Origin of the sequence: Burkholderia sp. RS01, from assembly GCF_039748055.1 — a bacterium.
Lineage (GTDB): Bacteria > Actinomycetota > Actinomycetes > Actinomycetales > Micrococcaceae > Arthrobacter.
In genome coordinates this window covers 1-26,651 of record NZ_JBDLAK010000036.1, presented here as the reverse complement: position 1 = coordinate 26,651, position 26,651 = coordinate 1, and the positions used below count along the sequence as shown (strand labels likewise).

Here is a 26,651-nt window from a genome sequence, read left to right as displayed (position 1 = left end):
GTCATAGCGTGGGGGAAACGCCCGGTCCCATTCCGAACCCGGAAGCTAAGACCCACAGCGCCGATGGTACTGCACCCGGGAGGGTGTGGGAGAGTAGGTCACCGCCGGACACTATTTATGGCTCAGGCCCCGACATCGTATGTCGGGGCCTGATCCTTTTAAGCCGCCAGTCCAGCGTGAAGCTGTCAGGCACCAAACGGGTATGGCGGTAGAGTTGGTGCCCATGGAAAACCTCTTCAGCCACGCCGCCGGCCCCGGCTCCAACGAGCCTGTTCCCGCCGAGGGCCTGGAGCCGGTGGTCTGCACCGCAGTAGTGCCCGGACCTGTGTCGCGGGCCTTCATAGGCTTCACCGACCACACGCACCTGTGGTGGCCGATGGAGACCAACAGCGTGTACGGCCCCGGCTCCTACGTCGAGTTCGAGGAGAACCTGATCCTCGAGACCGCGGACGACGGCAGGAGCGCGGCCTGGGGAACCATCGATGACTGGCAGCCTCCGCTGTCCTTCCACGCCTCCTGGTACCCCGGCACCACGGCACTATGGTCGACAGAGCTCAGGATTGCGTTCCGGGCTGTCGATGGCGGCACGGAGGTCCGCGTAGTGCACGACGGCTGGGAAGGCGCCGAGGACCCGGCCGGCACTCGTGCCAGCTACGAGAAGGGCTGGCCCGACGTCCTGGAACGGTTCGTACGGTTCATGGGCGGCGCCGAAGCCTAGGCCAGCGGCACAGCAGTACTGGACCTGATGATAAACCGGGTCGGATACTCGATGTCCTGCACCGCCTGGTCCGTTCCGCCGTCGAGCCCGTCCAGCAACAGGCGGACTGCCAGTGCACCCTGGCCGCGCGGATCCTGGTCAATGGTGGTGAGGCCGAAGAGCTCGCCGAGTTCGTGCCCGTCCATGCCGATGACGGACAGGTCATCCGGAACCCGAAGCCCGAAATCGCGGGCGGCGAGGATGGTGCCGATTGCCATCTCGTCGGAAGCGGCGAACACGGCGGTTGGCCGCTCGGAATTGCCGCCCAACGGAATGCCACCCAGCAGCGTGCGGGCGGCCGCGTAGGCACCCTGGACGGTGAAGTCCGCGGTTACGGTCCACTCCGGCCGCACACTGATCCCGGCGGCCAGCATGGCCGTGTCATAGCCGGCAAGGCGGGTACGGGGGATCTTAAAGTCCTGCTCGTACGCCGAACCCCCGGTCAGATGAGCGATCCTGCTGTGGCCCAGGCCTATGAGGTGGTTCACCGCCGCCTCCGCGAGGCCGTGATCGTCGATGCGGATGGTGGAAGCCCCCGGCAGCGGGCCGCCGATTCCCACGATGGGGCGGTGGATCGCCAGCATCTGCGCGATCTCGGACTCGGTGAGCGCGAGCGAAACTGCTATGACCGCGTCTACCCGTTTGCGCAGCAGGAAGTCGTTGAGAACGCTCTGGCGGCGCGATGAGCCTTCAGTGATGTTGTACAGGGTCAGGTCGTAGCCGGCATCCAGCAGCGCAGCCGAGACCCCCTCCACCACCGAAGAGAAGTACCAGCGGTGGACGGATGGCACTACAAGGCCGATGTTGCTGTTTCGGCCGGAGGCGAGGCTTGAGGCCTGGTAGGACGGTACGAAGCCAAGGTCCGCGGCGGCCGCCCGGGCACGTTCCCGGCTCTTAGGCGACACGTGGCCCCTGCCGCTCAAGGCGCGCGAAACCGTAGCTATGGAGAGCCCGGCACGCTCCGCGACTTCCTTGATGCCGGTCATGTACCTAGCTTTCCGAGTCCTCTGCTGAAATCCGCAACCAAACGGTCTCTCCAGAGCTTATTCCATGCCAGCCGTCCGCCAATTCGTGGTCCGCGGAGGAGCTGCGGAGCAACACTTCGCCGGCCGGCAGTTCGAGGGACTCATTGCCCATATTCATGACCACCAGGACGTCGCCGTTCAGGAACGCCAGCGAAGAGCCCGTGCACCATTCCTCGGCCCAGGACAGGGAACCGCGCCCGAGGCCGAGTTCGCGGCGGGTCGCCAGCATGCGCCGGTAGAGGTTCAGGTGCGACGCCGGGTCCGCGGCCTGGGCGTCCCGGGCCAGTTCCGTAAAGCTCGCCGGTTGCGGGAGCCAGGGCTGCCCGCCGTCGCCGAAACCGTTGTGCAACTCCGAGGCGCGCCACGGCAGCGGGACGCGGCAACCGTCCCGTCCCAGCCGGGCGCCGCCGGTCCGAGCAAACGTGGGATCCTGCCGCTGGTGCTCCGGGATGTCGATGCCGTCAGGGAGTCCGAGTTCTTCCCCCTGGTAGAGGTAGGCGCCGCCCGGCAGGCCGAGCATGAACAAGGACGCGGCCGCGGCCCGGGACCGGCCCAGCGCGTGGTCCGGCTGGGGGTCCGACGGCCCGATCCCGTCGCCTTCGCGCGGTCCTGACCACTCGTAACCGAAGCGGGTGGCATGCCGGACGACGTCGTGGTTGGAGAGCACCCAGGTGCTCGGGGCACCCACGGCATCCAGCGACGTCAACGACTCCGTGACAATGGTGCGCAGGCGCTGGAGGTCCAGTCCGGCATGCAGGTACGGGAAATTGAACGCCTGGTGCATTTCGTCGGGCCGGACCCACTCGGCCAGCCGGGGAAGCGGGTCCACATTGGCCTCGGCGCAAAGGATCCGATCGGGTCCGTACTCCTCAAGAATCCGCCGCCAGTCCCGATAGATGTCGTGCAGGGCAGGCTGGCCGAACATCGGCGCCTCGTGGCCGGGAAATCCGTCTGAGCTGCTGCCGTCCGCGCGTCCGCCCCACTCCGGCAGTCCCGGCGCTTTGACCAGCGCGTGGGCGACGTCCACCCGGAAGCCGGAAACTCCCCGGTCCAGCCAGAAACGCAGGACTCGCTCAAACTCGTCATGGACAGCCCGGTTGTCCCAGTTGAAGTCCGGCTGCGAGGAATCGAACAGGTGCAGGTACCACTGTCCCGGCTCGCCGTCGGGCTCGGTGATGCGGGTCCAGGCTGAGCCGCCGAAGTGTGATTGCCAGTTGTTGGGCGGTTCCTCGCCGGTGGAGCCGGTGCCATCGCGGAAGATGAACATGTCCCGTTCCGGGCTGCCTGCGCCTGCGGCGAGGGCAGCCTGGAAATCGCGGTGCTGGTCGGAGCAGTGGTTGGGAACGAGGTCCACGATCACCCTCAGGTTCAGCCGGTTGGCCTCCGCGATCATTCCGTCGAAATCGCCCAGTGAGCCGAACAGCGGGTCTACGTCGCAGTAGTCGCTGACGTCGTACCCGGCGTCGCGCTGTGGCGAACGGTAGAAGGGGGAGAGCCACACGGCGTCTATGTCGAGTTCTGCAAGCTGTGGCAGCTCCGCCGTGACGCCGGCGAGGTCGCCGATACCGTCACCGTTCAGGTCGCGGAAGGACCGGGGGTACACCTGGTAGATGACGGCTGAACGCCACCATCCGTGGGCGTGGTCGGCAGCATGAACCGGTGTCAGGGAACCGGCAAAGGGGCTGGCGGTGTGCAGCAATGAGTCAACAGACATTGGGCCAGCTTAGAGGGGCGCAGTGCCAAAATGAAAGCGTTTCCAGTCAAAGGCACCATGACAGTTTCCGTAAAGAGACCTACGGTATGCCACTTACGCCAACACGAAACTGGAAGCGTTTGCAGACGAGGCGGGAGAACGGCGCGCAGGGATGCCCGCGGACCGCTGTATCCCACATCTAGACTGGGATCCACATGTGATCGAACGGGAGAGCCAATGGGCAGCATTGCTGAGGAACTCATTTCAGTCCTGGGGCCAGGGAAAGTACTCCGGGACGAGTCTGCCCTGGCCGCCTACGCGGTGGACCAGGCGCCCGTCTTGGATTACCAGCTGCCGCTTGCCGTGGTCTTGGCCGGGTCGGTGCCGGACGTCCAGGCGGCCGTCAGAACGTGCGCGGCCCACAACGTGCCGATCGTGGCACGCGGGGCCGGCACGGGTGTATCGGGCGGCGCGCACGCCAGTGAGGGATCCGTTGTCCTCAGCCTGGAAAGGATGAACCGGATCCTAGACCTGAATCCGGACGATGAGACCGCCGTGGTGGAACCGGGAGTGGTCAACGCCGACCTTAACGACGCCGCGGCACAGCACGGGCTGATGTTTGCCCCGGACCCGGCCAGTTTCCGGATGTCCACGATCGGCGGGAACGTTGCCACCAATGCCGGCGGTCTGCGGTGCGCGAAGTACGGCGTCACCCGGGATTCGGTGCTGGCGCTGGACGTGGTGCTCGCCGACGGCACCCTGATCCACACCGGCCACCAGACCTTTAAGGGCGTGGCAGGCTACGACCTCACCGGACTGTTCGTCGGTTCCGAGGGGACGCTGGGGATTGTGGTGGGTGTGACGGTCCGGCTCAAGTACCTGCCGCGCGAGGTGCACACCATCGCCGCGTTCTACCCCGACTTCCGGCAGGCCGCCGCGGGCGTGCTCGCCGTGGGCAAGTCCCGCGTGCAGCCCGCCATCATGGAACTGCTCGACGGCGGGTCCCTCACCCAGCTGGACGAGATCCACGGCTCGGACCTGGCCTCCCGCGGCGCCTCACTGCTCCTGATCCAGACCGACGGCTTCGGCGCGGCGGCGGAGGCCGACGTCGTGCGTGAAGTCCTTGCCGCGGGCGGTGCCGTCGTCACCACCGAAGCCAGTGAGGAAGCCGAGCAGCTGGTGGAGCTGCGGCGCAACAGCAGGGGCGTCGAAGTGGATGACCAGTACCGGGTGGGCGAGGACGTCGCGGTTCCGCGCTCTCGGCTCGTGGACTACGTGGCTGCCCTGGAATCACTCGCGGAGGTCCACGGCGTGAACCTGAAGGTGGTGGCGCATGCGGGCGACGGGAACCTTCACCCCACCTTCTGGGTGGACCGTGTGGACGACCAGGTGGACGCGGACGCCATGCGGCGACTGAACAAGACCCTCGACGCGTCAATCGCGGTGGCGCTGGACATGGGCGGCACCATTACGGGCGAGCACGGCGTGGGGCAGTACAAGCTGCGCTGGCTCGGCCTGGAGCAGCCCGAGCCCATCCGCCAGCTGCAGCACCGGATCAAGGAACTCTTCGACCCCGCCGGACTCCTGAACCCGGGCAAGGCCATCTAGCCCCGCCGCAGCGTTCAGTCGTCGGCGTCGGGGTACTCGTCGATGGACTCTTCGTCGCCGTACCGGGATTCCTCGGTTTCCACTTCCAGGATCTTTAGCAGCCCGGTGTCCGGATTCAGCATGATGGCGGCCTCGTCGCGGCGGTGGCGCAGGATGGAATCGATGTAGGACTGGACGGCTTCCGCCAGCGGGATGTGGCGTTCCTGCTTCTCGGACATGTACCAGCGGTGTTCGAGCACCTCATGCACGGCCTCGGCGGGTTCGAGCTTGCCGGACAGGTCGCGGGGGATCGAACGGACGATCGGCTCGAAGATCTGGCTCACCCAGAGGTGCGCGCTGTACTCCTCGTCCATCTCCGGGTTGTTGTCCGCACGGAACGAGTCCATGTCGTTGAGCAGGCGGCGGGCCTGGTTCTCCTGGGCATCCAGCCCGGTCAGGCGCAGCAGGCGCCGCATGTGGTGGCCGGCGTCCACGACCTTCGGCTGGAGCTGGATGGTGGAACCGTTCTGGGTGGTCTTGATCGCGTATTCCTCGACGTCGAAGCCCAGTTCGTTGAGGCGCCGGATGCGGGCACCCACCCGCCAGCGTTCGCCGAGCTCGAAGGATTCCTTCTCGGTCAGCTCCGTCCAGAGGCGGCGGTAGCTTTCCATAATGAGCTCGCTGGTGGCCACCGGATCCACCTTCTCCTCGATCAGGCCGCCGTCGAGGAGGTCCATGAGCTCGCCGGCGATGTTGACGCGGGCGATCTCGAGGTCGTATTCGCGCTGGCCCGTGGACAGGTCTGGATAGAGTTCGCCGGTTTCCGCGTCCACGAGGTAGGCGGCGAAGGCGCCGGCATCGCGGCGGAACAGGGTGTTGGACAGCGAGACGTCGCCCCAGTAGAAGCCGATCAGGTGCAGGCGCACCATCAGCAGCGCCTGGGCGTCGATGAGCCTGGTCAGGGTGTCCTTGCGCAGCATCTGCGAGAAGAGGGCGCGGTAGGGCATGGAGAACTTCAGGTGGCGCGTGACGAGCACCGGGTTCAGCGGCCTGCCGTCGGGCGTGGTGCGCCCGGTGATAACGGCCACGGGCTCCACGCAGGGGACGTCCAGCCGGGCCAGCTTGCGGAGCATGTGGTATTCGTGGCGGGCTACGTGCTCTGACGTTTCCTTGATGGCGATGACGGAGCCGCCGAGGTGCGCGAACCGGACGATGTGCCGGGAGATGCCGCGGGGGAGCGCTGCGAGGTTCTCCGCCGGCCAGTCTTCGAGCGCGATGTGCCACGGAAGATCGAGCAGTTCCGGGTCAGCGGCGGCCGCCGTGATGTTCAGTGAACTGGCGACCGAGGACGCTTTCTCGTCATTGGCGCTGGCGGGCTCGAACCGCGGCAGTTTGCCGATCTGCCCGTAATCGGTGGGTTCGTCGTGCCACTGGGCGCTGTATTCCTCGGTCATGGGTCAATTCTTCCGTACGTTGGGGCGGCGTGCCTAAAGGCGTGCCAAAAAGACCGCAGGCAGCCGGTGCTTAACGGCCGACGGCGGCCCTTCCGGTTGGGAGGGCCGCCGTCGGTTGTTCCGGAGGTGCTCAGGCGGTTTCGACAGGCTCCACCGCCACGTGGACTAGTCGCCCAGGCGTTCGCCGGTCTTGGTGTCGAACAGGTGTACGTGGCCGGACTGCGGACGCACCCAGAGGGACTCGCCCTTCATCGGGGGGCGGCGGCCGTCGACACGGGCCACGATGTCGTGGGTCTTGCCGTCCAGCGTGGTGTGGCCGTAGACGTAGGCGTCGGCGCCGAGCTCTTCGACGACGTCGACCTCAACCTGCAGGCCTTCGCCCTGGGGAGCGGTCTCGAGGTCTTCGGGCCGGCTGCCCAGCGTGACGGTCTGGCCGTGCGCCTCTTCCAGGACATCGCGGGGCACGGGGTAGACGGTGCCGCCGAACTGGACACCACCGTCGACGACCGGAAGTTCGAGCAGGTTCATGGCGGGGGAACCGATGAAACCGGCGACGAAGACGTTCTTCGGGCGGTCGTACAGGTTGCGGGGGGTGTCCACCTGCATCAGGAGGCCGTCCTTGAGCACTGCGACGCGGTCGCCCATGGTCATAGCCTCGACCTGGTCGTGGGTCACGTAGACGGTGGTGACGCCCAGGCGGCGGGTGAGGGAGGCAATCTGGGTGCGGGTCTGGACGCGGAGCTTGGCGTCCAGGTTGGAGAGCGGCTCGTCCATGAGGAAGACCTGCGGGTTACGCACGATTGCACGGCCCATGGCAACACGCTGGCGCTGACCGCCGGAGAGTGCCTTCGGCTTGCGGTCCAGGTACGGCTCGAGGTCCAGCAGCTTGGCGGCTTCACGGACGCGCTCGGCGCGCTCTTCCTTGCTGACGCCCGCGATCTTCAGGGCGAAGCCCATGTTGTCCGCAACGGTCATGTGCGGGTAGAGGGCGTAGTTCTGGAAGACCATGGCGATGTCGCGGTCCTTCGGCGGAACGTCGGTGACATCGCGGTCGCCAATGAGGATTCGGCCGGCGTTCACATCTTCGAGGCCTGCGAGCATGCGCAGGGAAGTGGACTTACCGCAACCGGAGGGTCCAACGAGGACCAAGAATTCGCCGTCGGCGATTTCGATGTTGAGCTTGTCAACAGCGGGCTTTTCTGTGCCCGGGTACAGACGCGTAGCGTTATCAAAAGTAACTGTTGCCACAGTTATCAATCCCTTCACCGGCAGGTACGTGCCGGACGATCCGTTGTGAATGGTTCATGTAATTCAGTTATGTACTGCTTGATGTACTCCCCGGCCGAAGCCGAGGAGTATCGCGTGACGCCGCACGGTTCCTGTGCGCCACATCACACCTAGAGTATGTCAGATTTATCTTTAATAGGTGCAAATGTTACGGGAGTCACATATGAGATCCCGCACCGCCCCGGCCGGCGGGGGCTGTGCGGGGGCGCGTCAGGACGCCGGTTCCACGGCCTTCCGGCGTTCCCGCAGCAGCGTTTCCAGCAGCTCGGCGACGTGCACCGGTGCCTCCACCCGGAACTCCGCCTGGGTGAAGTCCAGCCCCACTTTGACCCCGACGTCGTGCCGGCCCAGCCGGGCCAGGGCGTCCTCGTCAGTGGTGTCGTCGCCGGCGAAGAGCACGCCCGTGGCCCCGGTAGCCTGCCGGAGGAAGTCCACGCCCTCGCCCTTGGACGCGTGGACCACGGAGGTTTCAAGGACTCTCTTGCCGTTCTTGAGGAAGACGCCCTTGCGGTCCTGCAGCGCGGCCCGCGCCGCCGACACGGCGTCCTCTGCCACGTCGTCCTGCGCGAGCCGCGTGTGGAGGACGACGCCCGCGGGCTTGTCTTCCAGGACGGTTCCCGGTGCGAGGTCCACAATTTCCTCCAGGACGCTGCGCACCTCGGCCAGGAGTTCCCGCTGACCGGGGTCGAGCGTCAGCGGGGCCGAGCCGGGGCCCAGCCAGGCTTCGGCCCCGTGGCTGCCGATGAGCAGGGTCTCGTCCGGCGGCGAGGCGACAGCGCGCAGGCTATCCAGCGCCCTGCCGGAGATGAGGGCCGTCGTCGTCCTCGGAAGGGCCGCTAGCTCCGCAAAAGCAGCCGCGGACCGCGGAAGGGGGCGTGCGTCCCCGGCGTGGTCCACGAGCGGCGAGATGGTGCCGTCGAAGTCCATCGCGACCAGCAGGTGCTCGGTGCCCGCGATGCGCCGTATGGCGTCCAACAGCTCGGGTGGAAGCGAAAGCCGGGCTTCGCCCGTGCCGGGGCGGTCTGCCTCAGGAGTCATCGCGGATCACCTTTTCATTGAGGGCGTGCAGGAACTCGGCCGACCAGTAGTCGACATCGTGGTCCAGGATCTGCTTGCGCATGGAACGCATGCGGCGTGCCGACTCCTTGGGGGACATTCTGACGGCCCGCATGACCGTGTCCTTGAGGCCGTCGATGTCGTGCGGGTTCATCAGCAGCGCCTGCTTGAGCTGATCCGCCGCGCCGGCGAATTCGCTGAGGACCAGGGCGCCGTCGTTGTTGGTCCGGGCGGTGACGTATTCCTTTGCCACGAGGTTCATGCCGTCGCGGAGGGCGGTGACCAGCATGACGTCCGCGGCCAGGTACAGCGCCACCATTTCTTCGATGGGGTAGCTGTGGTGGAGGTAGCGGACCGCGGTGTTCTGAATGGTGTCGTACGTACCGTTGATGTGGCCTACGGTGCCTTCCACTTCCTCGCGCAGTAGGCGGTACTGCTCGACGCGCTCGCGGCTGGGGCTGGCCACCTGTATCAGCGTGGTGTCTCCTACCGTGAGTTTGCCCTCGTTGAGGAGCTCTTCGTAGGCCTTGAGGCGGTGGCGGATCCCCTTGGTGTAGTCGAGTCGGTCCACGCCCAGCAGGATGGTCTTGGGGTTGCCGAGGTCCTGCCGGATCTGGCGTGACCGTTCGATGATCTCCGGTTTCCGGGCCAGTTCGCTGATCTGCTGGACGTCGATGGAGATGGGGAAGGCCTGTGCGCGGGCGATATGCGTGACGCCGCCGTCGGCGCCCTTGACGTGGACCTGCTGCTGCTTGACGCTGGCGCCGAGGAAGCGCCTGGCCGAACGCATGAAGTTGCCGGCGTCGCTGCTGCGCTGGAAGCCCACGAGGTCCGCCCCCAGCAGGCCGTCGATAATGGCGTGGCGCCAGGGGAGCTGGGCGAAGATCTCCGGCGGCGGGAAGGGGATGTGGTTGAAGAAACCGATTCGCAGGTCCGGACGCGCTTCCCGAAGCATCCGGGGCACCAGCTGGAGCTGGTAGTCCTGGACCCAGACGGTGGCGCCGTGCCCGGCGTGGCGGACGACGGCCTCGGCGAACCTTTTGTTGACGCTGCGGTAGGCCTCCCACCAGGTTCGGTGAAACTCCGGCGGCGCAATGACATCGTGGTACAGCGGCCAGAGGGTGGCGTTGGAGAACCCCTCGTAATACAGCTCAACGTCGTCGGTGCTCAGCTGCACGGGGACAAGGTCCATGCCGCCGTGGCTGAACGGCTTGACCGTCTCGTCCGGAGCGCCGTGCCAGCCGACCCAGGCGCCGTCGGTCTTGGTCATCATCGGCGCGAGGGCGGTCACCAGGCCGCCCGGCGAGCGGCGCCAGCCGGACCCGTCGTCGCCCGGTTCGCCGGCTGCGCAGCGGTCCACGGGCAGGCGGTTGGACACCACCATGAAGTCGTATGTTGCAGCGTCGGAGTGTTCGCCCGACGCCGCCCCGGTTTCCGTTTTAGTATCGGATTTATCGTGGTCAGGTCGTTGCATTGCGGCCCCCTGGGGTTGCTTGTGACTCTGAGTCAACCCTAACGGGCCGGAATCTTCCGTGCTATTCGTCCGTTGGGCACGCTGAAGGAATACTTGAAAGCGCAAGCTCTGGGGTTTCCCCCTAAAATGGGAGAGTTGCCCCCGGGTGGTCCGCACCTGTCCGATCGACACGAGGAACTAATGAGCCCCGCAAACGAAGCACGCAAGTCCAAAGCAGACCGCACGGCAGAGGCCCGCGAGAAAGCCCGCCAGATCCGCGAGGAACAGCTGAAAAAGGACAAGCGGAACAAGCTGCTGATCGGATGGGGCATCGTCGTAGCAGTGGTTGCCATCCTCGCTGTCGTGGCCCTCGTGGTCAGCACCAGCCTCAAGAACAACGCTCCCGTGGCGGACCAGGGCCCGACTCCCGCCAACGGCAACGTCCACGGCGGCGTCACCCTGCTGAAGGGCTCAGAGGTAGCAAAGTCGGAGGCCGGCACGGTGAACATCGCCGATCTTCCGTCGGCGCCCGCCACCCCTCCCGCCACGGTGAAGGCCCCCGGTGCGGATGCTGAGGCCGGCAAGCCGGTGAAGGTGGTGCTGTACATCGACTTCATCTGCCCCGTGTGCAAGAACTTCGAGGCCCAGTACAACGAGACCCTGACCAAGCTCCGCGACGAAGGCAAGATCACCGTGGAATACCGTCCCCTGGGCTTCCTCGACAGCCGCTCCACCACCAACTACTCCTCCCGCGCAGCCAACGCCGCGGCGTGTGTGGTGAACGAATCCCCGGAGAAGTACTCGGATTTCGTCAACGCACTGTTTGACAAACAGCCGGCCGAAGGAAGCGCCGGCCTGTCCGACGACGACCTGAAGAAGATGGCCACGGAAGTCGGCGCCAAGAACATCGACTCGTGCATCGATCAGAAGACCTACCGTCCCTGGGTGAAGTACACCACCCAGGAAGCGGCGGCCATTGGCGTCTCGGGCACACCGACCGTCATCGTGGACGGCAAGCAGTGGGGCAAGGGCGACAGCGCGCAGACCGACTTCCCGGCCTTCGTCGACGCGGCCATCAAGGCCAAGGCCTAACCGCGGCCAGCCAGCCCGAATGAGCTGACGGCCCGGTTCCCGGATTTCCGGGAACCGGGCCATCGCCGTTTTTACCAGCAGGCCGTCCTTGGGCTAACCTTATCTAGCGCCTTCGCGGCGCCAGCCCTGACGGGCGCGCCTCCTTAGCTCAGTTGGCCAGAGCACCGCTCTTGTAAAGCGGGGGTCGTCGGTTCGAATCCGACAGGGGGCTCCAAAGCGGCCGGGACCGGCCGGCGGCATCAGTCCGCGTCAATCTCGTCCAGCAAATCCTTGGCCGCCTTGCGGATGTCGTCGTGATCGTGCTGCGCGGCCCTGCTCTCCAATGAGATGACGGCGCAGCGGTGGACTTTCCTGAAGTCGCCGAACGGGAAACTCACGCTCCCCTTGGTGCCGTCCGACTGCTCACGGTCGATCCCGAGGTGCCACTTCGAAAACTCGGCAAACCCGTGCTGGTCGATGAACGCGTTTTCATCCTCGGTCGAGGGGGCGTGCTCGCTCCAGTCATCACGGACATCCCGCTCGACCTTGCCTTTCTTCACAAGCTCGCGGGCGTGTTCCAATGCCTTGCGGTTCAGCTTCGTGGCCATCAGGTGCCTCCGCACTGGTCGAAGTGGTAGTACGAGTAGATTTACCCCGCGGAGACGCTGCCGAAACGTGGCCACAACACGGGGCGCCTACCTTTGCACCATGACCACCACATTGACCCCGGCCAGAGCACTGCTGACGAGGCTGCGCGACACCGTCGCAGACGCATGGTTCCTGGCCCGTCTTCCCACCACCGAGGAGCAGGCCGCGGACGCCCTCTCGGAGGTCACTCGCTGGGCCTGGCTGCCTGCCCTGAGCGGCATTGCCGTCGCGGGAGACCACGCGCGAAAGGCTCACCAGGATGCCGCCGGCAGGGGAGCGGAATAGCCCCGCCACGCCGGTAAATGTCGCGTTGCGCACACTATTCCTCAACCTGCTGCTTAATGACCTAAACTGCTTCACTGAGGTGCCTGAAATGGCGCTGCGCAGCAACGAAAGTGAACAACGCTATGGCTACCGATTACGACGCCCCACGCAAGACAGAAGAAGAGTCTCCCTCCGAATCTCTGGAGGCCCTGCAGGCGTCCCGTGGCGGCGGCGCCCAGACCGCAGTCATCGACGTCGATGAGAACGACACCGCCGAGGGCATCGACCTTCCGGGCGCTGATCTTTCCGGCGAAGAACTGACGGTCATCGTTGTTCCCGAGCAGTCCGATGAGTTCACCTGCTCCTCCTGCTTCCTGGTCCGTCACCGGTCCCAGGTGGCACGCGAAAAGAACGGCATGAAGTACTGCCGCGACTGCGAAGGCTAATACCGCCCCAGGCGTTTCGCCCTTTCCGCAGCAAGCCACGCGAGACGCCGGCGGCCCCTCAGGGGTGGCCGGCGCCTCGCTTTTTTGTGTCCATTCTTTGTGGCCTTTTGGCATTCCCAAAGGCTGCTGCGACGCCGGCGGCGCCCCGCTCCGCCATTACGGCGCTGGCGCGCCGGATAACGGCCGTTATGAGCGATAACGGCCAAATGGAGGAACGGCCACAAACGCCTTTCGATGCCCCTAAAAATGCCCCCGGAATCACGGCCCTGTAATCGGTTTGCGGCGAGATTAACGGTTGTGCCCCGAAGCGGATACATCCCTCGTTTAAGGGTTTCCGCGCTCCTACGCTTGATCTATCCAATCACTCGAGGGGGTGGCCAAAAATGAAAAAAATTCACGCTTGGCTGACAGCTATCCTTATGGCTGTCGGACTAGGCCTTCTGGCTCCGGGGCCCGCCTCCGCAGCCACTTACTGTGGACTCGCCTGGGGCTCGCTAGCGGAGTCCAACCGGACCATGAGCACCGCATCGGTAACCAATGTACGGACGGGGCAGCACTACTGCTTCGACCGCCTGGTCATTGATCTCAAGGGCAAAGCCCAGGGATACAACGTCCGCTACGTCTCCAAGGTGGTCCAGGACGGCTCCGGCCTGCCCATCACCATGAGGGGTAGCGCGTTCCTGCAGATCACTGCCAACTCGCCCGCCTATGACAACGCCACTGGCAAGGCAACCTTCATTCCGGCCAACCGGTCCGAGGTGACCAACGTTTCCGGCTACCAGACCTTCCGGCAGGTTGCCTGGGCAGGAAGCTTTGAGGGCTACACCAGCCTGGGTCTCGGTGTCCGCGCGCGGCTTCCGTTCCAGGTATTCACACTGGCCGGACCGGGCTCAGGCTCGCGCCTGGTCATCGACGTTGCCCACTACTGGTGACATCCCGGCGTCGCGAGACGACGGCGTCCCTGGACCGGCGACCCACTGATTAGCACAGCAAATGCCCCGCCCCGGCAAACCGGGAAGCGGGGCATAGCTGTGCTGCTTTCTGAGCGGCCGGCCGTGCCGGCCCTGCTGCTATTCCGGAACCACCAGCGCCGGAGTGTCCTTGCGGATGGTGTCTCCGCGGAAGAACCCGGGCTGCAGCCGTGCCATGATCAGCATGAACACGATTCCCAGGGCGAGGATTCCGACGCCGAGCACGAACACCAGCCCCACGCCGAAGATCTCCGAGCCGCTCCCGAATTCCGGGGCCCAGCTGTCCGCGGCGGTCTGCAGGAAGACGACGAGCAGGCCGATACCGCCGAGCAGCGGGCACAGCAGGCGCAGCAGGAAGTTGCGGGCGCTGCTGAAGACGCTGTTGCGGAAGTACCAGGCGCAGGCGAACGCCGTCAGCCCGTAGTAGAAGCAGATCATCAGGCCCAGGGCGAGGATGGTGTCATTGAGGACGTTCTCGCTGATCACATGCATGACGGCATAGAACCCGGCGGACAGGACGCCCGCCGCGACGGTGGCGAATCCCGGCGTCGAAAACTTCTTGCTCATGTGGCTGAACGGCGCCGGCAGGGCGCCGTAGTGGGCCATGGCGAGCAGACTCCGCGACGGCGAGGTGAACGTGGACTGGAGCGATGCCGCCGAGCTGGAGAGCACGGCCAGCGACATCAGGATGGCGAAGGGGCCCATGACCGGGGACGCCAGGGCGGTGAAGACGTTGGCGTGGTTTTCCTCGTTGTTCAGGCCGATCCCCGTGTCCCCGACGCCGGCGAACATCATGGTGGCGATGGTCACCAGCAGATAAATGCCGAGGACGACGACGGCGGTCAGTGTGCCTGCCAGGCCTGCGGTTTTCTTGCCGTTTGCGGTTTCCTCGTTGACGGTCAGGCACACGTCCCAGCCCCAGTAGACGAAGATGGACAGCGAGATCCCGGCCGCGATCTGGCCGAAGGTCTCGATCTTGGTGACGTCGAACCACTCCCAGCTGAAGGGGATTGCGGTTTCTGACGTGGACCAGTTGGCGAAGGCCAGTCCTACGAACAGGCCAAGGACCAGCAGCTGGAAGCCCACCAGCCCGTACTGCACCACCTTGGTGGTGTGCAGCCCCCGGTAGCTGACCCATACGGCCAGGGCGACGAAGACGATGCATGTGAGCACATTCAGCGGCTTGTTCGCAGCGAGGTCCGCCAGTTCCGGAGACCCGGTCAGCTGCGCCAGGAACAGGTAGAAGAAGTCCACGGCCACGCCCGCAAGGTTGGAGAGCACAATGATGTTGGCCGCCAGCAGTCCCCAGCCGCCCATCCAGCCGACCCACGGACCGAACGCCTTGGTGACCCACGTGAACGTGGTGCCGCTGTCCGGGGAGTCCGCGTTCAGCTCGCGGTAGGCCAGGGAAACCAGGATCATGGGGATGAAGCCGATGAGGAAAATGACGGGCAGCTGAAGCCCGGCCTCGTTGACGGTGGGGCCCAGGGCGCTGGTCAGCGTGTAGGCCGGCGCAATGGTCGAAATGCCCAGGACGACGACGGCGAGGAGGCCCAGCTGCCCGCCCTTCAGTCCCTTTCCGGTAATGCCGTGCGAACGGCCGGCGGCCGGGCCGGCGGCACCGGTGGCGGTGCCTCCGCCGACGGCGGAAGTGTCGCGGGTGGTTTGGCTCATGACTGACCCTTTCTGGGAAACAGCTGGTTCTAGTTGGCAGCGGGCTGCTGCTGGGTGATGCAGTGGATGCCGCCGCCGCGGGCGAAGAGCTCGCGGGCATCGATTCCCACGACGCGGCGCCCGGGATAGGCATCGGAGAGGATGCGGAGGGCTTTCTCGTCGTTGGGGTCGCCGAAGGTGCAGGCTATGACCCCGCCGTTGACCACGACATGGTTGATGTAGCTGTAGTCCACGAAGCCTTCCGGGTCCGTGAGCGTTTCCGGGGCCGGAACTTCGATGATGTTCCACTCTCGGCCGGCGGCGTCCCTGGTGGTGGACAGGAAACTGATGATGTCGCGGCTGACGCCGAAGTCGGGATGTGCCGGATTCTGCTGCGAATGGACCAGCAGGGTGCCGGGTGACGGGATGGCGGCCACAATGTCCACGTGGCCCCGCGTGCCGAAACGCTCCGAGTCGCGGGTGAGGCCGCGGGGAACCCAGATCACGTGCGTGGCGCCGATGGTCCTGGCCAGCTCGGCCTCGATCTCTGCCTTGCCGAGGCCGGGGTTGCGGCCCGGATCCAGCTGCACCGTCTCGGTGACCAGCACGGTTCCCTCGCCGTCCACCTGGATCCCGCCGCCTTCGTTGACCAGCCTGGACACGAGATGCCGGGCCCCGGACCTGCCGGCCACCTCGGCGGCGATGAGCGCGTCCTTGTCCCACCGGGCCCAGTCCTGCGCGCCCCAGCCGTTGAAGACCCAGTCCACGGCGCCGAGCCGGCCGCTGCCGTCCAGGACAAAGGTGGGGCCGATGTCGCGCATCCAGGCGTCGTTCAGTTCGGCGGTGAGCACCTCAACGGCAGGATCCAGGTAGCGGGCGGCGGTCCCGACGTCGGCCGGGTCAACCACCACGGTGACCGGCTCGAATTCGACGGCGGCGTTGGCGACGGCGGCCCAGACTGAACGCGCTGCGTGGGCGTCTTCCGCTGTGTCGCCCAGTGTGTAGCCGCCGGTGGGGAACGCCATCCAGAGCCGTTCCTGGCGTGCCGTCTCGGCGGGCATGCGCCAGTGGCTCATGCGGTCACCTCGGCAGGCACGGAGCCGCTGATTGAGCTCGTCGAGATCCCGAACGGCGCGTCGTGGCGAACCGGTTCGGTGAGCCGGGCGTAGGTGTCGGGGCGCCGGGTGGTGAGGAACGGGAACAGGGTGAGCCAGTCACGGCGCTGGTCCAGGTCAAGGTCCGCGACAAGCACTGCCGATTCGTCGCGCGGCGCCTGGACCAAAATCCGCCCGTAGGGATCGGAGATGAAGGAGGACCCGTAGAAGTTCAGGCTGTCCTCCTGGCCCCAGCGGTTGGGGACCACCATGAACAGACCGTTTGCGATGCCGTTGCCCACGATGACCTGCTGCCACAGGGACTGCGTGTCGAAGGCCGGGAAGAGCGGCTCGGAGCCGATCGCCGTCGGATACACCAGCAGTTCGGCGCCGCCCAGTGAGTACATCCTTGCCAGCTCCGGGAACCATTCATCCCAGCAGGTGGGCATGCCGAGCTGCGCGCCGCCGAGTTCGGCGGGGGAGTAGACCTGGTACGCGTCCTCGGCTGGCGGGCCTTGGCGGAAGAACCTGTCTTCGTAGTAGCCGTCAGTCACGGGGATGTGGAGCTTATGCGTCCTGGCCAGGAGCTCGCCGGCCGGGGAGACCAGGATGGACGTGTTCAGGCCTAGGCCGTCGTCCTTGCCGTCCGGGTTCCCGGCCCGCTGATAGAGGGAAGCGTGGACGCTGATGCCGTTCCGCCGGGCGGCTTCGGCGGCGAAGCGGAAGGTGGGGCCGGTGAGCAGGTCTTCGGCATCGTCCGAGGGACGCGGCCGGGTTTGTCCGGCCCTGCTCAGGTCATTGACCGGAACCTGGTCCGCCGGGTAGCGGGACAGGGTGAGCTCCGGCAGGAAGACCACAGTAGCGCCGAGGCGGGCCGCACGGTCGATGCCGTCGTTGAGTTCGGCGCGCACGGCAGCGGCGCTGCTGTGCCAGCGGTGCTGAACGACGCCTACCCGCAGAGGAGGGCGCGAGGACGGCGCTGTCCGGGCTAGCGATGCGGGCGAGTCGAGGCAGGTGATTTCAATCATGTTGACTACTCCAGTGAGACGACCGTCACTAAATGAATGACGTTCATTTAGTATGCACAGTGAGGAGGCGCCTGGCAAGGGTTATGTGAATACCGTTCATTTATGACCGGATAGTAAGTAAGCTGATGGTGAAATTTGCAGTGCATCCTCCCGCCCGCGAGGCCCCTGCGGTAGCGTCGAAACCACTGGACCAATCGAGGAGGATTCATGAAAGCTTCACCGACACTGACCAACAACTTGCAGGCCGTGCTGGCCGACCTGATCGAACTGCACATCCAGGGCAAACAGGCGCACTGGAACATCGTGGGCACCAACTTCAGGGACCTCCACCTTCAGCTTGATGAGATCGTCGACGCGGCGAGGGCGTTCGCGGACGACATGGCGGAGCGCATGCGGGCGCTGCACGCCCTTCCCGACGGCAGGAGCGAGACCGTGGCAAAGTCCACGAGCCTGGCCCAGTTCCCCCAGGGGCTCATCAATACCAAGGATGCGATCGACCGCATCGTGGCAGCACTTGAAGCGGCCGTCGGCACCATGCGCAAGGTGCATGACGAAGTGGACGAGGAAGACCCCACGACGGCGGACCTGCTCCACGCCTTCATCGAGAAGCTCGAGCAGTACGCCTGGATGGTTGGCGCCGAGAACATGAAGGCTTCGGCGAGCGTCACGCAGCCTGACGGCAAGTAGGCGGCGGCAGGCAGGCAGCGGCGGGCTGAGCTGCCGCCCGCCAGGCGTAAGGCCCCGGAGCATCTCCGGGGCCTTAAGCATGCACCCGGCGGATTGCGGCGGCCGACACCGCAGCCGCGGTGACGGCCCGCCGTCGGCCAGCGCACGCCTACTTGGCCTTGGGGACTTTCCGCAGCACGACGGCGGCAAGGGCCGCCGCTCCCGCCATCAGTACCAGCGCAATGGCCGCAGTGACGTGGACGCCGGAGTCGAACGCTGCACGGGCCGCTGCGGCGAGGGACTCGGACAGCGGCGCGGGCAGCGTTCCCGCCAGTTCCATCGCACCGGCGAGCGTTTCCCGGGCCCGGTCCGCCGAATCGGCCGGGGAGGCGTGCGTAACGGCGTCGGGCAGCATGAGGTGCCGCTGGTACGACGCCGTCAGGATCGATCCCAGAACCGCTGTCCCCAGGAGGGACCCCACTTCATAGCCGGTCTCGGAAATCGCCGCGGCCGCCCCGGACTTCTCCGGCGGGACGGCGCCCAGGATCAGGTCGTTCGAGATGGTTTCAGCGGCGCCCACGCCCAGGGCCAGGAGCAGCAGGGCCCCCAGCAGCAGCGCCGGTCCGGCCGAATGGTCGCCGAACGCCACAACGCTGTAGCCGGCCGCGCTCAGCGAGAGGCCGCCGGCCACCACGAACCCGGGCCGCACCTTCCGCACCAGCGGCACCACGAGCAGGCCCGCCGTCACTGTGGCGGTCAGCGCGGGGATCATCGCGGTCCCGGATGCCGACGGCGACATGCCCTCCAGCAGCTGCAGGTGCTGCGCGAGGAAAAGGATGAATCCGTTGAAGGAGAACAGCGCCAGTACATTCGCCGTGATGGCTGTGCTGAACACCCGGTTCCGGAACAGCGACATGTCCAAAAGCGGCGATTCCAGCCGCTGCTGGCGCCGGACAAAGAGGAAGCCCATGGCAGCGCCGAATGCGATGATGGCCAGCGGCTGCACGCCCGTACCCTCCGTGGCAAGTTCCTTGATGCCGTAAACCACCGGCACCATCGTCAGCAGGGACAGCAGGATGCTGGGCGGGTCCACGCGGCCGGGGCGGGGGTCCCTGGACTCCGGAATGAAGGAGGGGCCGAAGGCAAGCAGCGGCAGCATGATGGGCACCGCCACCAGCAGTACGGCGCCCCACCAGAACTCCTCCACGAGCCAGCCGCCGAATATCGGGCCCAGGGCGGCGCCGCCGGAGAAGCCGGCAGCCCACACCGCCACCGCCAGCCGGCGCCTGCCCGGATCCGGAAAAATGTTGCGGATCAGGGACAGCGTGGACGGCATGAGCATCGCGCCGAAGAGGCCCAGCGCAGCGCGGCCGGCAATCAGCCATTCCGCGCTCGGAGCAAATGCGGTGGCGGCCGAAACCGCGGCAAAGCCCGTGGTGCCGATGAGGAGCAGCCGGCGGCGTCCGATCCTGTCGCCCAGGCTGCCCATGGCCACCAGCAGGCCGGCCAGGACCAGGGCGTACGAGTCCACGATCCACAGCAGCTGCACGCCTGAGGGGTCCAGGCTGCGGGCGATGGCCGGCAGCGCAAACGTCAGCGCGGTGTTGTCCACGGCCACCAGGAGGACCGGGAACATGAGGAGCCCAAGGGCAATCCAGTCGCGCACACCGCCGTTGACGGGTATGGGCTGCCCGATGTCCTCGGAGGTGGTCCGGCTGTGCTTCTGGGTGGTTGAGGCGGTGGTCATGCAGTAACTATACCGTCTGGACGGTATAGTTATAAAATCGGCTGCCTGAACAGGCATGATGGGAGCCATGGCCAGAAAACCAGTCGCGCGCGGCGCCGTCCTCGATGCCTTTGAATCGCTCCTCATTGAGGTGGGGGAGAGGGCTGCCACCCTCGACGCCGTCGCCGGCCGCGCGGGCGTCTCCAAGGGCGGGCTGCTCTATCACTTCCCGAACAAGGAAGCCCTGATCGGCGTCCTGCTGGACCGTCTGGACGAGCACGCTGAGGCGGATGCCCAGGCCATGGCAAAGGCGCCGGAAGGTGCTGCCGCCTACTTCATCAAGTCGTCAGTCTGGGCGGACACGCCGCTGGACCGGGTCATCGTGGCCGCCACGCGCCTCGCCGAGGTTGCCCACGAGGAGACCCGGCGCCGTTTCGCCCACATCCAGCAGCGCTGGCTCGCTGAGATCGCCAAAGACGTGGGTCCCGGACTCGCGAAGGCGGTACTCTACATGGGGGACGGCCTGTATTTCAATGCCATGCTGTCGATCGGGCCGGCGGCCACTCCCGCCGAGACAGCCGCCGACGTCGAGAGCCTGCTCGGCGCGCTGGAACGGCTCCGCGGCTAGCCCCCGCCACGCCGTCCGGCCCCCGCGCGACAGTTTGCGGCCGCCTTCCGGACGTAGGAGAATAGCCCCTGTGACTGTTGTCATCGCTAATTGAATATGCCTTTGATCTGCGGCGGGAGAGTTCTGCAAGTAGGTACAAGCAGGCGCCGTAGGAGCAAATCCTCCCCAGGAATCTCTCAGGCCCATGTACCGCCGCGGCAAGGCAACTCTGGAAAGCAGCAGGCTGCCCATCTGGAATGTTCCGTAACTACCCGGAGTGTTCAGGGCATGCTGTGCTCACCGACGGTGCAAGCGGGGCTGTGCAAAAGCACGGCCGCGCGGAAACTCTCAGGTCCAATATACAGAGCGGGGAGGAACCCGAATCGATGTGGCGTACCCTGCGCCGCCTGAGTTATGGAGTTCCTTTTGACTGTCAATTCAGCCTCCACTTCCTTCGTTGACCGCCATATCGGCGCGCGCCGCGAAGCCGACGTCGACGCCATGCTCAAGGCTGTCGGCTACGACACCGTTGATGCGCTGGTTGACACGGCAGTACCCAAGGACATCCGCCAGGACTCCCCGCTGCAGCTCGCCCCGGCACTCAGCGAAGTCGAAACCCTCGCCGAGCTGCGCAAGATCGCCGCGAAGAACAAGACGGCCGTGCAGATGATCGGCCAGGGCTACTACGACACCGTCACGCCGCCGGTGATCCGCCGCAACATCCTCGAAGCCCCGGCCTGGTACACGGCGTACACCCCCTACCAGCCGGAGATCTCCCAGGGCCGGCTCGAGGCGCTGCTGAACTTCCAGACCATGGTGCAGGACCTCGTGGGACTGCCCATCGCCAACGCGTCGCTGCTGGACGAAGCGACCGCCGTGGCCGAGGCCGTGCTGATGATGCGCCGCGCCAACAAGAACAAGGAAGCCCACGACGGCAAGACCGTCCTGGACGCCGACTGCCTGCCGCAGACCATCGCGATCGTCAAGGGCCGCGCCGAAGCGCTGGGCTTCGAAGTCGAGGTTGCGGACCTCTCCAAAGGACTGCCCGACGGCGTCATCAACGGCGTGGTCCTGCAGCAGCCTGGCGTTTCCGGCCGCGTCTTCGACCACTCCGAGGTCATCGCCGCCGCCAAGGACCGCGGTGCGCTCGTGACGGTGGCTGCGGACCTCCTGTCCCTCACACTCATCACGCCTCCGGGCGAACAGGGCGCGGACATCGCCGTCGGCTCGGCGCAGCGCCTGGGCGTTCCGCTCTTCTACGGCGGCCCGCACGCTGCCTACATGGCCGTCCAGAAGGGGCTTGAGCGCTCCATGCCGGGCCGTCTGGTCGGCGTCTCCAAGGACTCGGCCGGCGTCCCCGCCTACCGCCTTGCCCTGCAGACCCGCGAGCAGCACATCCGCCGTGAAAAGGCTACGTCCAACATCTGCACCGCCCAGGCGCTGCTGGCCATCGTCGCCTCGATGTACGCCGTCTACCACGGCCCGGAAGGCCTGAAGGCGATCGCCGAAACCGCCCACGGCCACGCCAAGACCATTGCCGCCTCGTTGAAGGCCGCCGGGCTGGACGTCCTGCACACGAGCTTCTTCGACACCGTGACCGTGTCCGTTCCGGGCAAGGCCACCGGCATCATCGCCGAGGCCGAGGCACGGGGGATCAACCTCCGCAGCATCGACGCCGACACGGTGGGCATCTCCACCGATGAAACGACGACGGCGGCAATCGTCGCGGACGTTCTCGGCGCCTTCGGTGCCAAGGCCGTTGACGCGACGGACGCATTCTCCCTCGACACCGCCGTCGAACGCTCTTCCGCGTACCTGCAGCACCCGGTGTTCAACACGCACCGCTCCGAGACCCAGCTGCTCCGCTACGTGCGCCGGCTCTCCGACCGCGACCTCGCGCTGGACCGCACCATGATCCCGCTGGGCTCGTGCACCATGAAGCTGAACGCTACCGCCGAGATGGAAGCCATCTCCTGGCCGGAGTTCGCCTCGATCCACCCGTTCGCGCCGGATTCGCAGACCGAGGGCTGGCGGGAACTGATCGCCGACCTCGAGGCGCAGCTGACCGAGATCACCGGCTACGACCAGGTGTCCATCCAGCCGAACGCCGGCTCCCAGGGCGAGCTCGCGGGCCTGCTGGCCATCCGCGGCTACCACCTGTCCCGCGGCGATGCCCAGCGCAACATCTGCCTCATCCCGGCCTCGGCGCACGGCACCAACGCGGCCTCCGCGGTGCTGGCGGGCATGAAGGTTGTTGTGGTGGCCACGGCCGCCGACGGCACGATCGACCACGCGGACCTGAATGCCAAGATCGAGCTGCACAAGGACGCGCTGTCCGCCATCATGATCACCTACCCGTCCACGCACGGGGTGTACGACGCCGACGTCCGCGAGGTCTGCGACGCCATCCACGCAGCCGGCGGGCAGGTCTACATCGACGGCGCCAACCTGAACGCCCTCGTGGGCCTGGCCCAGCCGGGCAAGTTCGGTGGCGACGTGTCCCACCTGAACCTGCACAAGACCTTCTGCATCCCGCACGGCGGCGGCGGACCGGGCGTGGGCCCGGTCGCGGCCAAGGCGCACCTGGCACCCTTCATGCCGGGCAACGCGGCTGATCCGGCCAACGGCGCGGACGGCACCCCCATCTCCGCCTCCAAGTACGGCTCCGCCGGCGTCCTGCCGATCTCGTGGGCCTACGTCAAGCTCATGGGCGGTGCTGGCCTGACCGACGCCACCAAGTCCGCGCTGCTCGCCGCCAACTACGTCGCGGCCAGCTTGAACGACTTCTTCCCGGTCCTGTACACCGGCGAAGGCGGACTCGTGGCGCACGAGTGCATCCTTGACCTGCGCGCAGTCACTGCCAAAACCGGCGTCACCGCCGAGGACGTGGCCAAGCGCCTGATCGACTATGGCTTCCACGCACCCACGCTGGCGTTCCCCGTGGCCGGGACGCTGATGGTGGAGCCCACCGAGTCCGAGGACCTGGGCGAAATCGACCGCTTCATCAAGGCCATGATTGCCATCCGGGCCGAAATCGACCAGGTGGCAAACGGTGACTTCACCGTTGAAAACAGCCCGCTGCGCAACGCGCCGCACACCGCGGCGGCGGTTATCAGCTCGGACTGGGCCCGCGAATACCCGCGCGAGCAGGCAGTCTTCCCCGTCCACTCCCTCAAGCAGGACAAGTACTTCCCGCCCGTGGGCCGCATCGACGGTGCCGCAGGGGACCGGAACCTGATCTGCTCCTGCCCGCCCATCGAAGCCTTCGAAAGCTAAGGATCCGCTCCCATGCCTGAGAACTACACAGCCCTCTACGAAGAGCACAAGAAGCTGGGTGCGTCCTTCACCGACTTCGGCGGCTGGCAAATGCCGCTCAAGTACAGCTCCGAACTGGCCGAACACCACGCGGTCCGCAAGGCCGCGGGCATCTTCGACCTCTCCCACATGGGCGAAGTCTGGGTGACCGGCCCCGGCGCGGCAGCATTCCTGGACTATGCCCTGGTGGGAAAGATTTCCGCGATGTCCGTCGGCAAGGCCAAGTACTCGCTGATCTGCAACGAGGACGGCGGCATCATTGACGACCTCATCGTGTACCGCCGGCCGGCTGCTCAGGACGGAACGGACACGTTCCTCGTGGTGCCCAATGCCGGCAACGTCAAGGTGGTGGCCGAGGCCCTCGCCCAGCGCTCCGCCGGGTTCGATGCCGTGGTCGACGACGTCTCCGCGGCCACATCGCTGATCGCCGTCCAGGGCCCCAAGGCCGAGGAAATCCTCCTCCGCCTGGTTCCTGCCGCGCAGCACGAGCTCGTCACCGGCCTGAAGTACTACGCCGCGGTCGAGGTTCCCTTCCTTGTGGCTGGCACCGGCCAGGAGCTGCTGCTGGCCCGGACCGGGTACACCGGCGAGGACGGCTTCGAGATCTTCGTGGACAACGACGACGCCGCCGCCCTCTGGCAGGCCATCATCGCCATTGCGGATGAAGGGGAGCTGACGCCCGCCGGCCTCGCCTCGCGCGATTCGCTCCGCCTCGAAGCCGGCATGCCGCTCTACGGCAACGAACTGTCACTCGAAGGTGACCCGTTCGCCGCCGGTCTCGGTCCCGTCGTCGCGCTTTCCAAGGAAGGCGACTTCGTGGGCAAGGCAGCATTGGCCGCCAAGAAGGAAGCAGGGGCCGGCGCCACGTCGGGCCGCAAGCTCGTGGGCCTCAAGGGCCTGGGCCGCCGCGCGGGCCGCGGGCACTACCCGGTGCTCAAGGACGGCAACGTTGTTGGCGAAGTGACCTCCGGACAGCCCAGCCCCACGCTCGGGTACCCGGTGGCCATGGCCTATGTCGACGCCGAGTTCACCGAACCCGGCACCGCCCTGGACATCGACCTCCGCGGCAAGGCGGAGCCGTTCGAAGTCGTCGCACTGCCTTTCTACAAGCGCCAAAAGTAGGTCCCGTCCGCCCGGGTACCTATCGGTACCCGGGCGCCTCAGCGGTCCCGGCTCCGGGGCCGGCAGGCCCCAGTTTTCACGCGTGCTGCTCCTTCGTCGCTTTGACGCACGCTTTCGAAAACCGCGGCCAGCCAGCTCCTCGAGGGCAAGTCACCTTTTGAAAAACCGCTATGACAGGATTGCCGCCGGTTCCGGCGCCTTTGAAAGCCAAAGGTGCTGGGGATGAGCCGCCTACCGAGGGTCGGCTCTAGACGATATCGAAGGGCCACTGTTTCTTTCGGAACGGGCGTCTTTTCGAAAACTGTTGGCGGCCAGAACTGAAGCAGGGGATCGGCGGGTGAGGGGATTCCGGAAGCGTGCGTCTAAGGGAGCGTCGCGTCCGCTCAGCGGGCGCCATCGCGACCGAGCACGCGGAGGAATTGCCTCATCCGCCACCCGGCCGCACCGCGGTCGCCGACTAACCCAGCCACAATTGATTCAGCCCACGACTTTTCAAACGTAAAGGAAAAACACATGGCAAAAGTTGCCCCTGAACTGCAGTACTCCGACGAACACGAGTGGGTTGCCCGCGGCGCTGGGAACGTTGTGTCCATCGGCATCTCGGCCGTGGCCACGGACGCCCTGGGCGACATTGTCTATGTTGACCTGCCCGAGGTCGGCGACACGGTCACCGCGGGGGAGACCTGCGGCGAAGTGGAGTCCACGAAGTCCGTCTCCGATCTTTATGCCCCGGTGACGGGCGAGGTCACGGAAATCAACCCGTCCGTCGTCGAGGACCCCGCGCTGATCAACAGCGATCCGTACGGTGCCGGCTGGCTGTTCAAGGTGGCAGCCGAGTCCGAGGGCCCGCTGCTCTCCGCGCAGGACTACGCCTCCAAGAACGGCGGCGAGCTGTGAGCGCAGCCCACCACCGCTACCCAGCCGCGGCCGGGCTCGCCGCGGCATAAACCGCGTAGCGTTGCTTAAGACAGGACGACGGCGCGCGGCCGCCACAAGCTGCCGCCGCCGACGTACTGACCGATTGCAAGCCGCGACCCGCGGCTCCGCAGTCATCCGGCAGGACCATCTGCCGGACCACAGTTAGACCTAGTTAGGAACCGACAATGGCTGTTGGAGTCTTTGACCTCTTCTCGATCGGGATCGGCCCGTCCAGTTCGCATACTGTGGGTCCGATGCGGGCTGCCGCGTTGTTCGCGGGGGAGCTTAAGGCGTCCGGGGTTCTGGACCGGGTGGCGTCGTTGCGGGTGGATCTGTATGGGTCGTTGGCCGCGACGGGGCATGGGCATGGCACCATGACGGCGATCCTGCTGGGGCTGGAGGGTTTCCATCCGGAGCTGATCCTGCCCGATGAGGTGGAGCAGCGGCTGGCGGCGATCGCGGAGACCGGGACGCTGCGGCTGGCCGGGGCGGTTCCGTTGCCGTACGGGGTGAAGGACATGGTTTTGCGTCCGCTGACCGTCCTGCCGCGGCATACGAACGGCATGACGTTCACGGTCTCGGACGCGGGCGGGGAGGTGCTGCGCAGTGCCACGTTCTTCTCGGTGGGCGGGGGTTTCATCGTCCGGGAGGGCGAGGAGGACGCGGCGCAGCAGGAACTGGACGAGTCCAAGAAGGAATTGCCGCTGCCGTTCCGCACCGCAGCCGAGTTGCTGGGCCGCTGCCAGTCCAAGGGTCTGTCCATCGGCGAGGTCATGTTCGTCAATGAACGTGCTTCCCGCACCGAGGAGG

At 66.2% G+C, this 26,651-nt stretch carries 23 protein-coding genes, 1 tRNA gene, 1 rRNA gene and 1 riboswitch; of the genes, 14 read left to right on the top strand and 11 right to left on the bottom strand.

Features of this window, described 5'->3' with window-relative positions:
• Together rrf and ABFP37_RS21735 are read left to right on the top strand one after the other, a co-directional pair.
• Positions 1–110: ribosomal RNA gene (gene rrf / locus ABFP37_RS21740) — 5S ribosomal RNA — on the top strand; the annotation flags it as partial.
• 92 nt (positions 111–202) lie between these two features.
• The gene (locus ABFP37_RS21735; RefSeq protein WP_347034924.1) at positions 203–718 is read left to right on the top strand and encodes an SRPBCC domain-containing protein; all 516 of its coding nucleotides are present in this window, start codon (positions 203–205) and stop codon (positions 716–718) included.
• Here the strand turns inward: ABFP37_RS21735 and ABFP37_RS21730 are convergent.
• On the bottom strand, positions 715–1,743 hold the full coding sequence (locus ABFP37_RS21730) for a LacI family DNA-binding transcriptional regulator (protein ID WP_347034923.1): 1,029 nt from the start codon (positions 1,741–1,743) through the stop codon (positions 715–717). The two genes, ABFP37_RS21735 and ABFP37_RS21730, sit on opposite strands and share 4 nt — an antisense overlap.
• Positions 1,744–1,747: 4 nt before the next feature.
• On the bottom strand, positions 1,748–3,496 hold the full coding sequence (locus tag ABFP37_RS21725) for a glycoside hydrolase family 13 protein (RefSeq protein WP_078029704.1): 1,749 nt from the start codon (positions 3,494–3,496) through the stop codon (positions 1,748–1,750).
• Positions 3,497–3,712: 216 nt separating this feature from the next.
• Here ABFP37_RS21725 and ABFP37_RS21720 point away from each other — a divergent pair, with 216 nt between their 5' ends.
• Positions 3,713–5,083: an FAD-linked oxidase C-terminal domain-containing protein gene (locus ABFP37_RS21720; RefSeq protein WP_347034922.1), complete on the top strand. Its 1,371-nt coding sequence runs from the start codon at positions 3,713–3,715 to the stop codon at positions 5,081–5,083.
• 14 nt (positions 5,084–5,097) lie between these two features.
• Here the strand turns inward: ABFP37_RS21720 and ABFP37_RS21715 are convergent, their stop codons facing one another.
• The 4 genes from ABFP37_RS21715 to ABFP37_RS21700 form a co-directional block, all read right to left on the bottom strand.
• Entirely contained in the window at positions 5,098–6,516 is a 1,419-nt protein-coding gene (locus ABFP37_RS21715; RefSeq protein ID WP_078029702.1) for a DUF4032 domain-containing protein, read from the bottom strand.
• A gap of 165 nt (positions 6,517–6,681) precedes the next feature.
• Positions 6,682–7,764: a sn-glycerol-3-phosphate ABC transporter ATP-binding protein UgpC gene (gene ugpC, locus ABFP37_RS21710; protein WP_078029701.1), complete on the bottom strand. Its 1,083-nt coding sequence runs from the start codon at positions 7,762–7,764 to the stop codon at positions 6,682–6,684.
• 249 nt (positions 7,765–8,013) lie between these two features.
• Positions 8,014–8,841 (bottom strand): trehalose-phosphatase, encoded by an 828-nt coding sequence (gene otsB / locus ABFP37_RS21705; RefSeq protein WP_347034921.1) that lies wholly within the window; start codon positions 8,839–8,841, stop codon positions 8,014–8,016.
• The gene (locus ABFP37_RS21700) at positions 8,831–10,333 is read right to left on the bottom strand and encodes a trehalose-6-phosphate synthase (protein WP_078029699.1); all 1,503 of its coding nucleotides are present in this window, start codon (positions 10,331–10,333) and stop codon (positions 8,831–8,833) included. The genes otsB and ABFP37_RS21700 overlap by 11 nt, the downstream gene beginning before the upstream one ends.
• 180 nt (positions 10,334–10,513) lie before the next feature.
• Here ABFP37_RS21700 and ABFP37_RS21695 point away from each other — a divergent pair, with 180 nt between their 5' ends.
• Both ABFP37_RS21695 and ABFP37_RS21690 read left to right on the top strand, forming a co-directional pair.
• Entirely contained in the window at positions 10,514–11,404 is an 891-nt protein-coding gene (locus ABFP37_RS21695) for a DsbA family protein (protein ID WP_078029698.1), read from the top strand.
• Positions 11,405–11,541: 137 nt separating this feature from the next.
• Positions 11,542–11,618: transfer RNA gene (locus ABFP37_RS21690), tRNA-Thr, on the top strand.
• Between the two features lie 25 nt (positions 11,619–11,643).
• On the opposite strand, the gene ABFP37_RS21685 is transcribed toward ABFP37_RS21690, so the two are convergent.
• A complete protein-coding gene (locus tag ABFP37_RS21685; RefSeq protein WP_078029697.1) occupies positions 11,644–11,991 on the bottom strand; it encodes a hypothetical protein in 348 nt (115 codons plus the stop codon).
• 100 nt (positions 11,992–12,091) lie between these two features.
• Here ABFP37_RS21685 and ABFP37_RS21680 point away from each other — a divergent pair, with 100 nt between their 5' ends.
• The 3 genes from ABFP37_RS21680 to ABFP37_RS21670 all read left to right on the top strand — a co-directional run bounded on the left by ABFP37_RS21680 (position 12,092) and on the right by ABFP37_RS21670 (position 13,673).
• Entirely contained in the window at positions 12,092–12,316 is a 225-nt protein-coding gene (locus ABFP37_RS21680) for a hypothetical protein (RefSeq protein WP_347034920.1), read from the top strand.
• A gap of 122 nt (positions 12,317–12,438) precedes the next feature.
• Positions 12,439–12,741, top strand: coding sequence for a DUF4193 domain-containing protein (locus tag ABFP37_RS21675; RefSeq protein ID WP_056627517.1), 303 nt, complete (start codon positions 12,439–12,441; stop codon positions 12,739–12,741).
• Between the two features lie 515 nt (positions 12,742–13,256).
• Positions 13,257–13,673 carry a hypothetical protein gene (locus ABFP37_RS21670; RefSeq protein WP_347034919.1) on the top strand — a complete coding sequence of 139 codons (417 nt, stop codon included), beginning with the start codon at positions 13,257–13,259 and terminating at the stop codon, positions 13,671–13,673.
• A 138-nt stretch (positions 13,674–13,811) separates the two neighbouring features.
• On the opposite strand, the gene ABFP37_RS21665 is transcribed toward ABFP37_RS21670, so the two are convergent.
• From ABFP37_RS21665 to ABFP37_RS21655, 3 genes are read right to left on the bottom strand one after another with little or no spacing between them, the layout of a single operon-like run.
• On the bottom strand, positions 13,812–15,386 hold the full coding sequence (locus ABFP37_RS21665) for an APC family permease (RefSeq protein WP_347034918.1): 1,575 nt from the start codon (positions 15,384–15,386) through the stop codon (positions 13,812–13,814).
• Between the two features lie 29 nt (positions 15,387–15,415).
• Positions 15,416–16,441, bottom strand: coding sequence for an agmatine deiminase family protein (locus tag ABFP37_RS21660; RefSeq protein WP_078029693.1), 1,026 nt, complete (start codon positions 16,439–16,441; stop codon positions 15,416–15,418).
• Positions 16,438–17,487, bottom strand: coding sequence for a nitrilase-related carbon-nitrogen hydrolase (locus ABFP37_RS21655; protein WP_078029692.1), 1,050 nt, complete (start codon positions 17,485–17,487; stop codon positions 16,438–16,440). Before ABFP37_RS21655 ends, ABFP37_RS21660 begins: the two co-directional genes overlap by 4 nt.
• A 207-nt stretch (positions 17,488–17,694) precedes the next feature.
• Between ABFP37_RS21655 and ABFP37_RS21650 the strand changes: the two genes are divergently transcribed.
• Positions 17,695–18,174: a DNA starvation/stationary phase protection protein gene (locus ABFP37_RS21650; protein ID WP_078029691.1), complete on the top strand. Its 480-nt coding sequence runs from the start codon at positions 17,695–17,697 to the stop codon at positions 18,172–18,174.
• Positions 18,175–18,322: 148 nt separating this feature from the next.
• Here the strand turns inward: ABFP37_RS21650 and ABFP37_RS21645 are convergent, their stop codons facing one another.
• On the bottom strand, positions 18,323–19,900 hold the full coding sequence (locus ABFP37_RS21645) for an MFS transporter (protein WP_347034917.1): 1,578 nt from the start codon (positions 19,898–19,900) through the stop codon (positions 18,323–18,325).
• 67 nt (positions 19,901–19,967) lie between these two features.
• On the opposite strand from ABFP37_RS21645, the gene ABFP37_RS21640 reads away from it, so the two are divergent.
• The 5 genes from ABFP37_RS21640 to ABFP37_RS21620 all read left to right on the top strand — a co-directional run.
• The gene (locus ABFP37_RS21640) at positions 19,968–20,507 is read left to right on the top strand and encodes a TetR/AcrR family transcriptional regulator (protein WP_078029707.1); all 540 of its coding nucleotides are present in this window, start codon (positions 19,968–19,970) and stop codon (positions 20,505–20,507) included.
• Between the two features lie 103 nt (positions 20,508–20,610).
• A riboswitch (glycine riboswitch) is annotated at positions 20,611–20,709 on the top strand.
• 203 nt (positions 20,710–20,912) lie between these two features.
• Positions 20,913–23,762 (top strand): aminomethyl-transferring glycine dehydrogenase, encoded by a 2,850-nt coding sequence (gene gcvP / locus ABFP37_RS21635; protein WP_347034916.1) that lies wholly within the window; start codon positions 20,913–20,915, stop codon positions 23,760–23,762.
• A gap of 12 nt (positions 23,763–23,774) precedes the next feature.
• A complete protein-coding gene (gcvT, locus tag ABFP37_RS21630) occupies positions 23,775–24,923 on the top strand; it encodes a glycine cleavage system aminomethyltransferase GcvT (protein WP_347034915.1) in 1,149 nt (382 codons plus the stop codon).
• Between the two features lie 513 nt (positions 24,924–25,436).
• The gene (gcvH, locus tag ABFP37_RS21625; protein ID WP_347034914.1) at positions 25,437–25,820 is read left to right on the top strand and encodes a glycine cleavage system protein GcvH; all 384 of its coding nucleotides are present in this window, start codon (positions 25,437–25,439) and stop codon (positions 25,818–25,820) included.
• Positions 25,821–26,026: 206 nt separating this feature from the next.
• A partial coding sequence (locus tag ABFP37_RS21620; protein WP_347034913.1) for a serine dehydratase beta chain occupies positions 26,027–26,651 on the top strand: 625 nt, incomplete at its 3' end.

What these genes read in the sequence shown, in the direction of transcription:
- ABFP37_RS21735 (WP_347034924.1), top strand. Translation starts at nt 203, where the DNA reads ATGGCGGTAGAGTTGGTGCCCATGGAAAACCTCTTCAGCCACGCCGCC.
- ABFP37_RS21730 (WP_347034923.1), bottom strand. Translation starts at nt 1,743, where the DNA reads ATGACCGGCATCAAGGAAGTCGCGGAGCGTGCCGGGCTCTCCATAGCT.
- ABFP37_RS21725 (WP_078029704.1), bottom strand. Translation starts at nt 3,496, where the DNA reads ATGTCTGTTGACTCATTGCTGCACACCGCCAGCCCCTTTGCCGGTTCC.
- ABFP37_RS21720 (WP_347034922.1), top strand. Translation starts at nt 3,713, where the DNA reads ATGGGCAGCATTGCTGAGGAACTCATTTCAGTCCTGGGGCCAGGGAAA.
- ABFP37_RS21715 (WP_078029702.1), bottom strand. Translation starts at nt 6,516, where the DNA reads ATGACCGAGGAATACAGCGCCCAGTGGCACGACGAACCCACCGATTAC.
- otsB (WP_347034921.1), bottom strand. Translation starts at nt 8,841, where the DNA reads ATGACTCCTGAGGCAGACCGCCCCGGCACGGGCGAAGCCCGGCTTTCG.
- ABFP37_RS21700 (WP_078029699.1), bottom strand. Translation starts at nt 10,333, where the DNA reads ATGCAACGACCTGACCACGATAAATCCGATACTAAAACGGAAACCGGG.
- ABFP37_RS21695 (WP_078029698.1), top strand. Translation starts at nt 10,514, where the DNA reads ATGAGCCCCGCAAACGAAGCACGCAAGTCCAAAGCAGACCGCACGGCA.
- ABFP37_RS21685 (WP_078029697.1), bottom strand. Translation starts at nt 11,991, where the DNA reads ATGGCCACGAAGCTGAACCGCAAGGCATTGGAACACGCCCGCGAGCTT.
- ABFP37_RS21680 (WP_347034920.1), top strand. Translation starts at nt 12,092, where the DNA reads ATGACCACCACATTGACCCCGGCCAGAGCACTGCTGACGAGGCTGCGC.
- ABFP37_RS21675 (WP_056627517.1), top strand. Translation starts at nt 12,439, where the DNA reads ATGGCTACCGATTACGACGCCCCACGCAAGACAGAAGAAGAGTCTCCC.
- ABFP37_RS21670 (WP_347034919.1), top strand. Translation starts at nt 13,257, where the DNA reads ATGAGCACCGCATCGGTAACCAATGTACGGACGGGGCAGCACTACTGC.
- ABFP37_RS21665 (WP_347034918.1), bottom strand. Translation starts at nt 15,386, where the DNA reads ATGAGCCAAACCACCCGCGACACTTCCGCCGTCGGCGGAGGCACCGCC.
- ABFP37_RS21660 (WP_078029693.1), bottom strand. Translation starts at nt 16,441, where the DNA reads ATGAGCCACTGGCGCATGCCCGCCGAGACGGCACGCCAGGAACGGCTC.
- ABFP37_RS21655 (WP_078029692.1), bottom strand. Translation starts at nt 17,487, where the DNA reads ATGATTGAAATCACCTGCCTCGACTCGCCCGCATCGCTAGCCCGGACA.
- ABFP37_RS21650 (WP_078029691.1), top strand. Translation starts at nt 17,695, where the DNA reads ATGAAAGCTTCACCGACACTGACCAACAACTTGCAGGCCGTGCTGGCC.
- ABFP37_RS21645 (WP_347034917.1), bottom strand. Translation starts at nt 19,900, where the DNA reads ATGACCACCGCCTCAACCACCCAGAAGCACAGCCGGACCACCTCCGAG.
- ABFP37_RS21640 (WP_078029707.1), top strand. Translation starts at nt 19,968, where the DNA reads ATGGCCAGAAAACCAGTCGCGCGCGGCGCCGTCCTCGATGCCTTTGAA.
- gcvT (WP_347034915.1), top strand. Translation starts at nt 23,775, where the DNA reads ATGCCTGAGAACTACACAGCCCTCTACGAAGAGCACAAGAAGCTGGGT.
- gcvH (WP_347034914.1), top strand. Translation starts at nt 25,437, where the DNA reads ATGGCAAAAGTTGCCCCTGAACTGCAGTACTCCGACGAACACGAGTGG.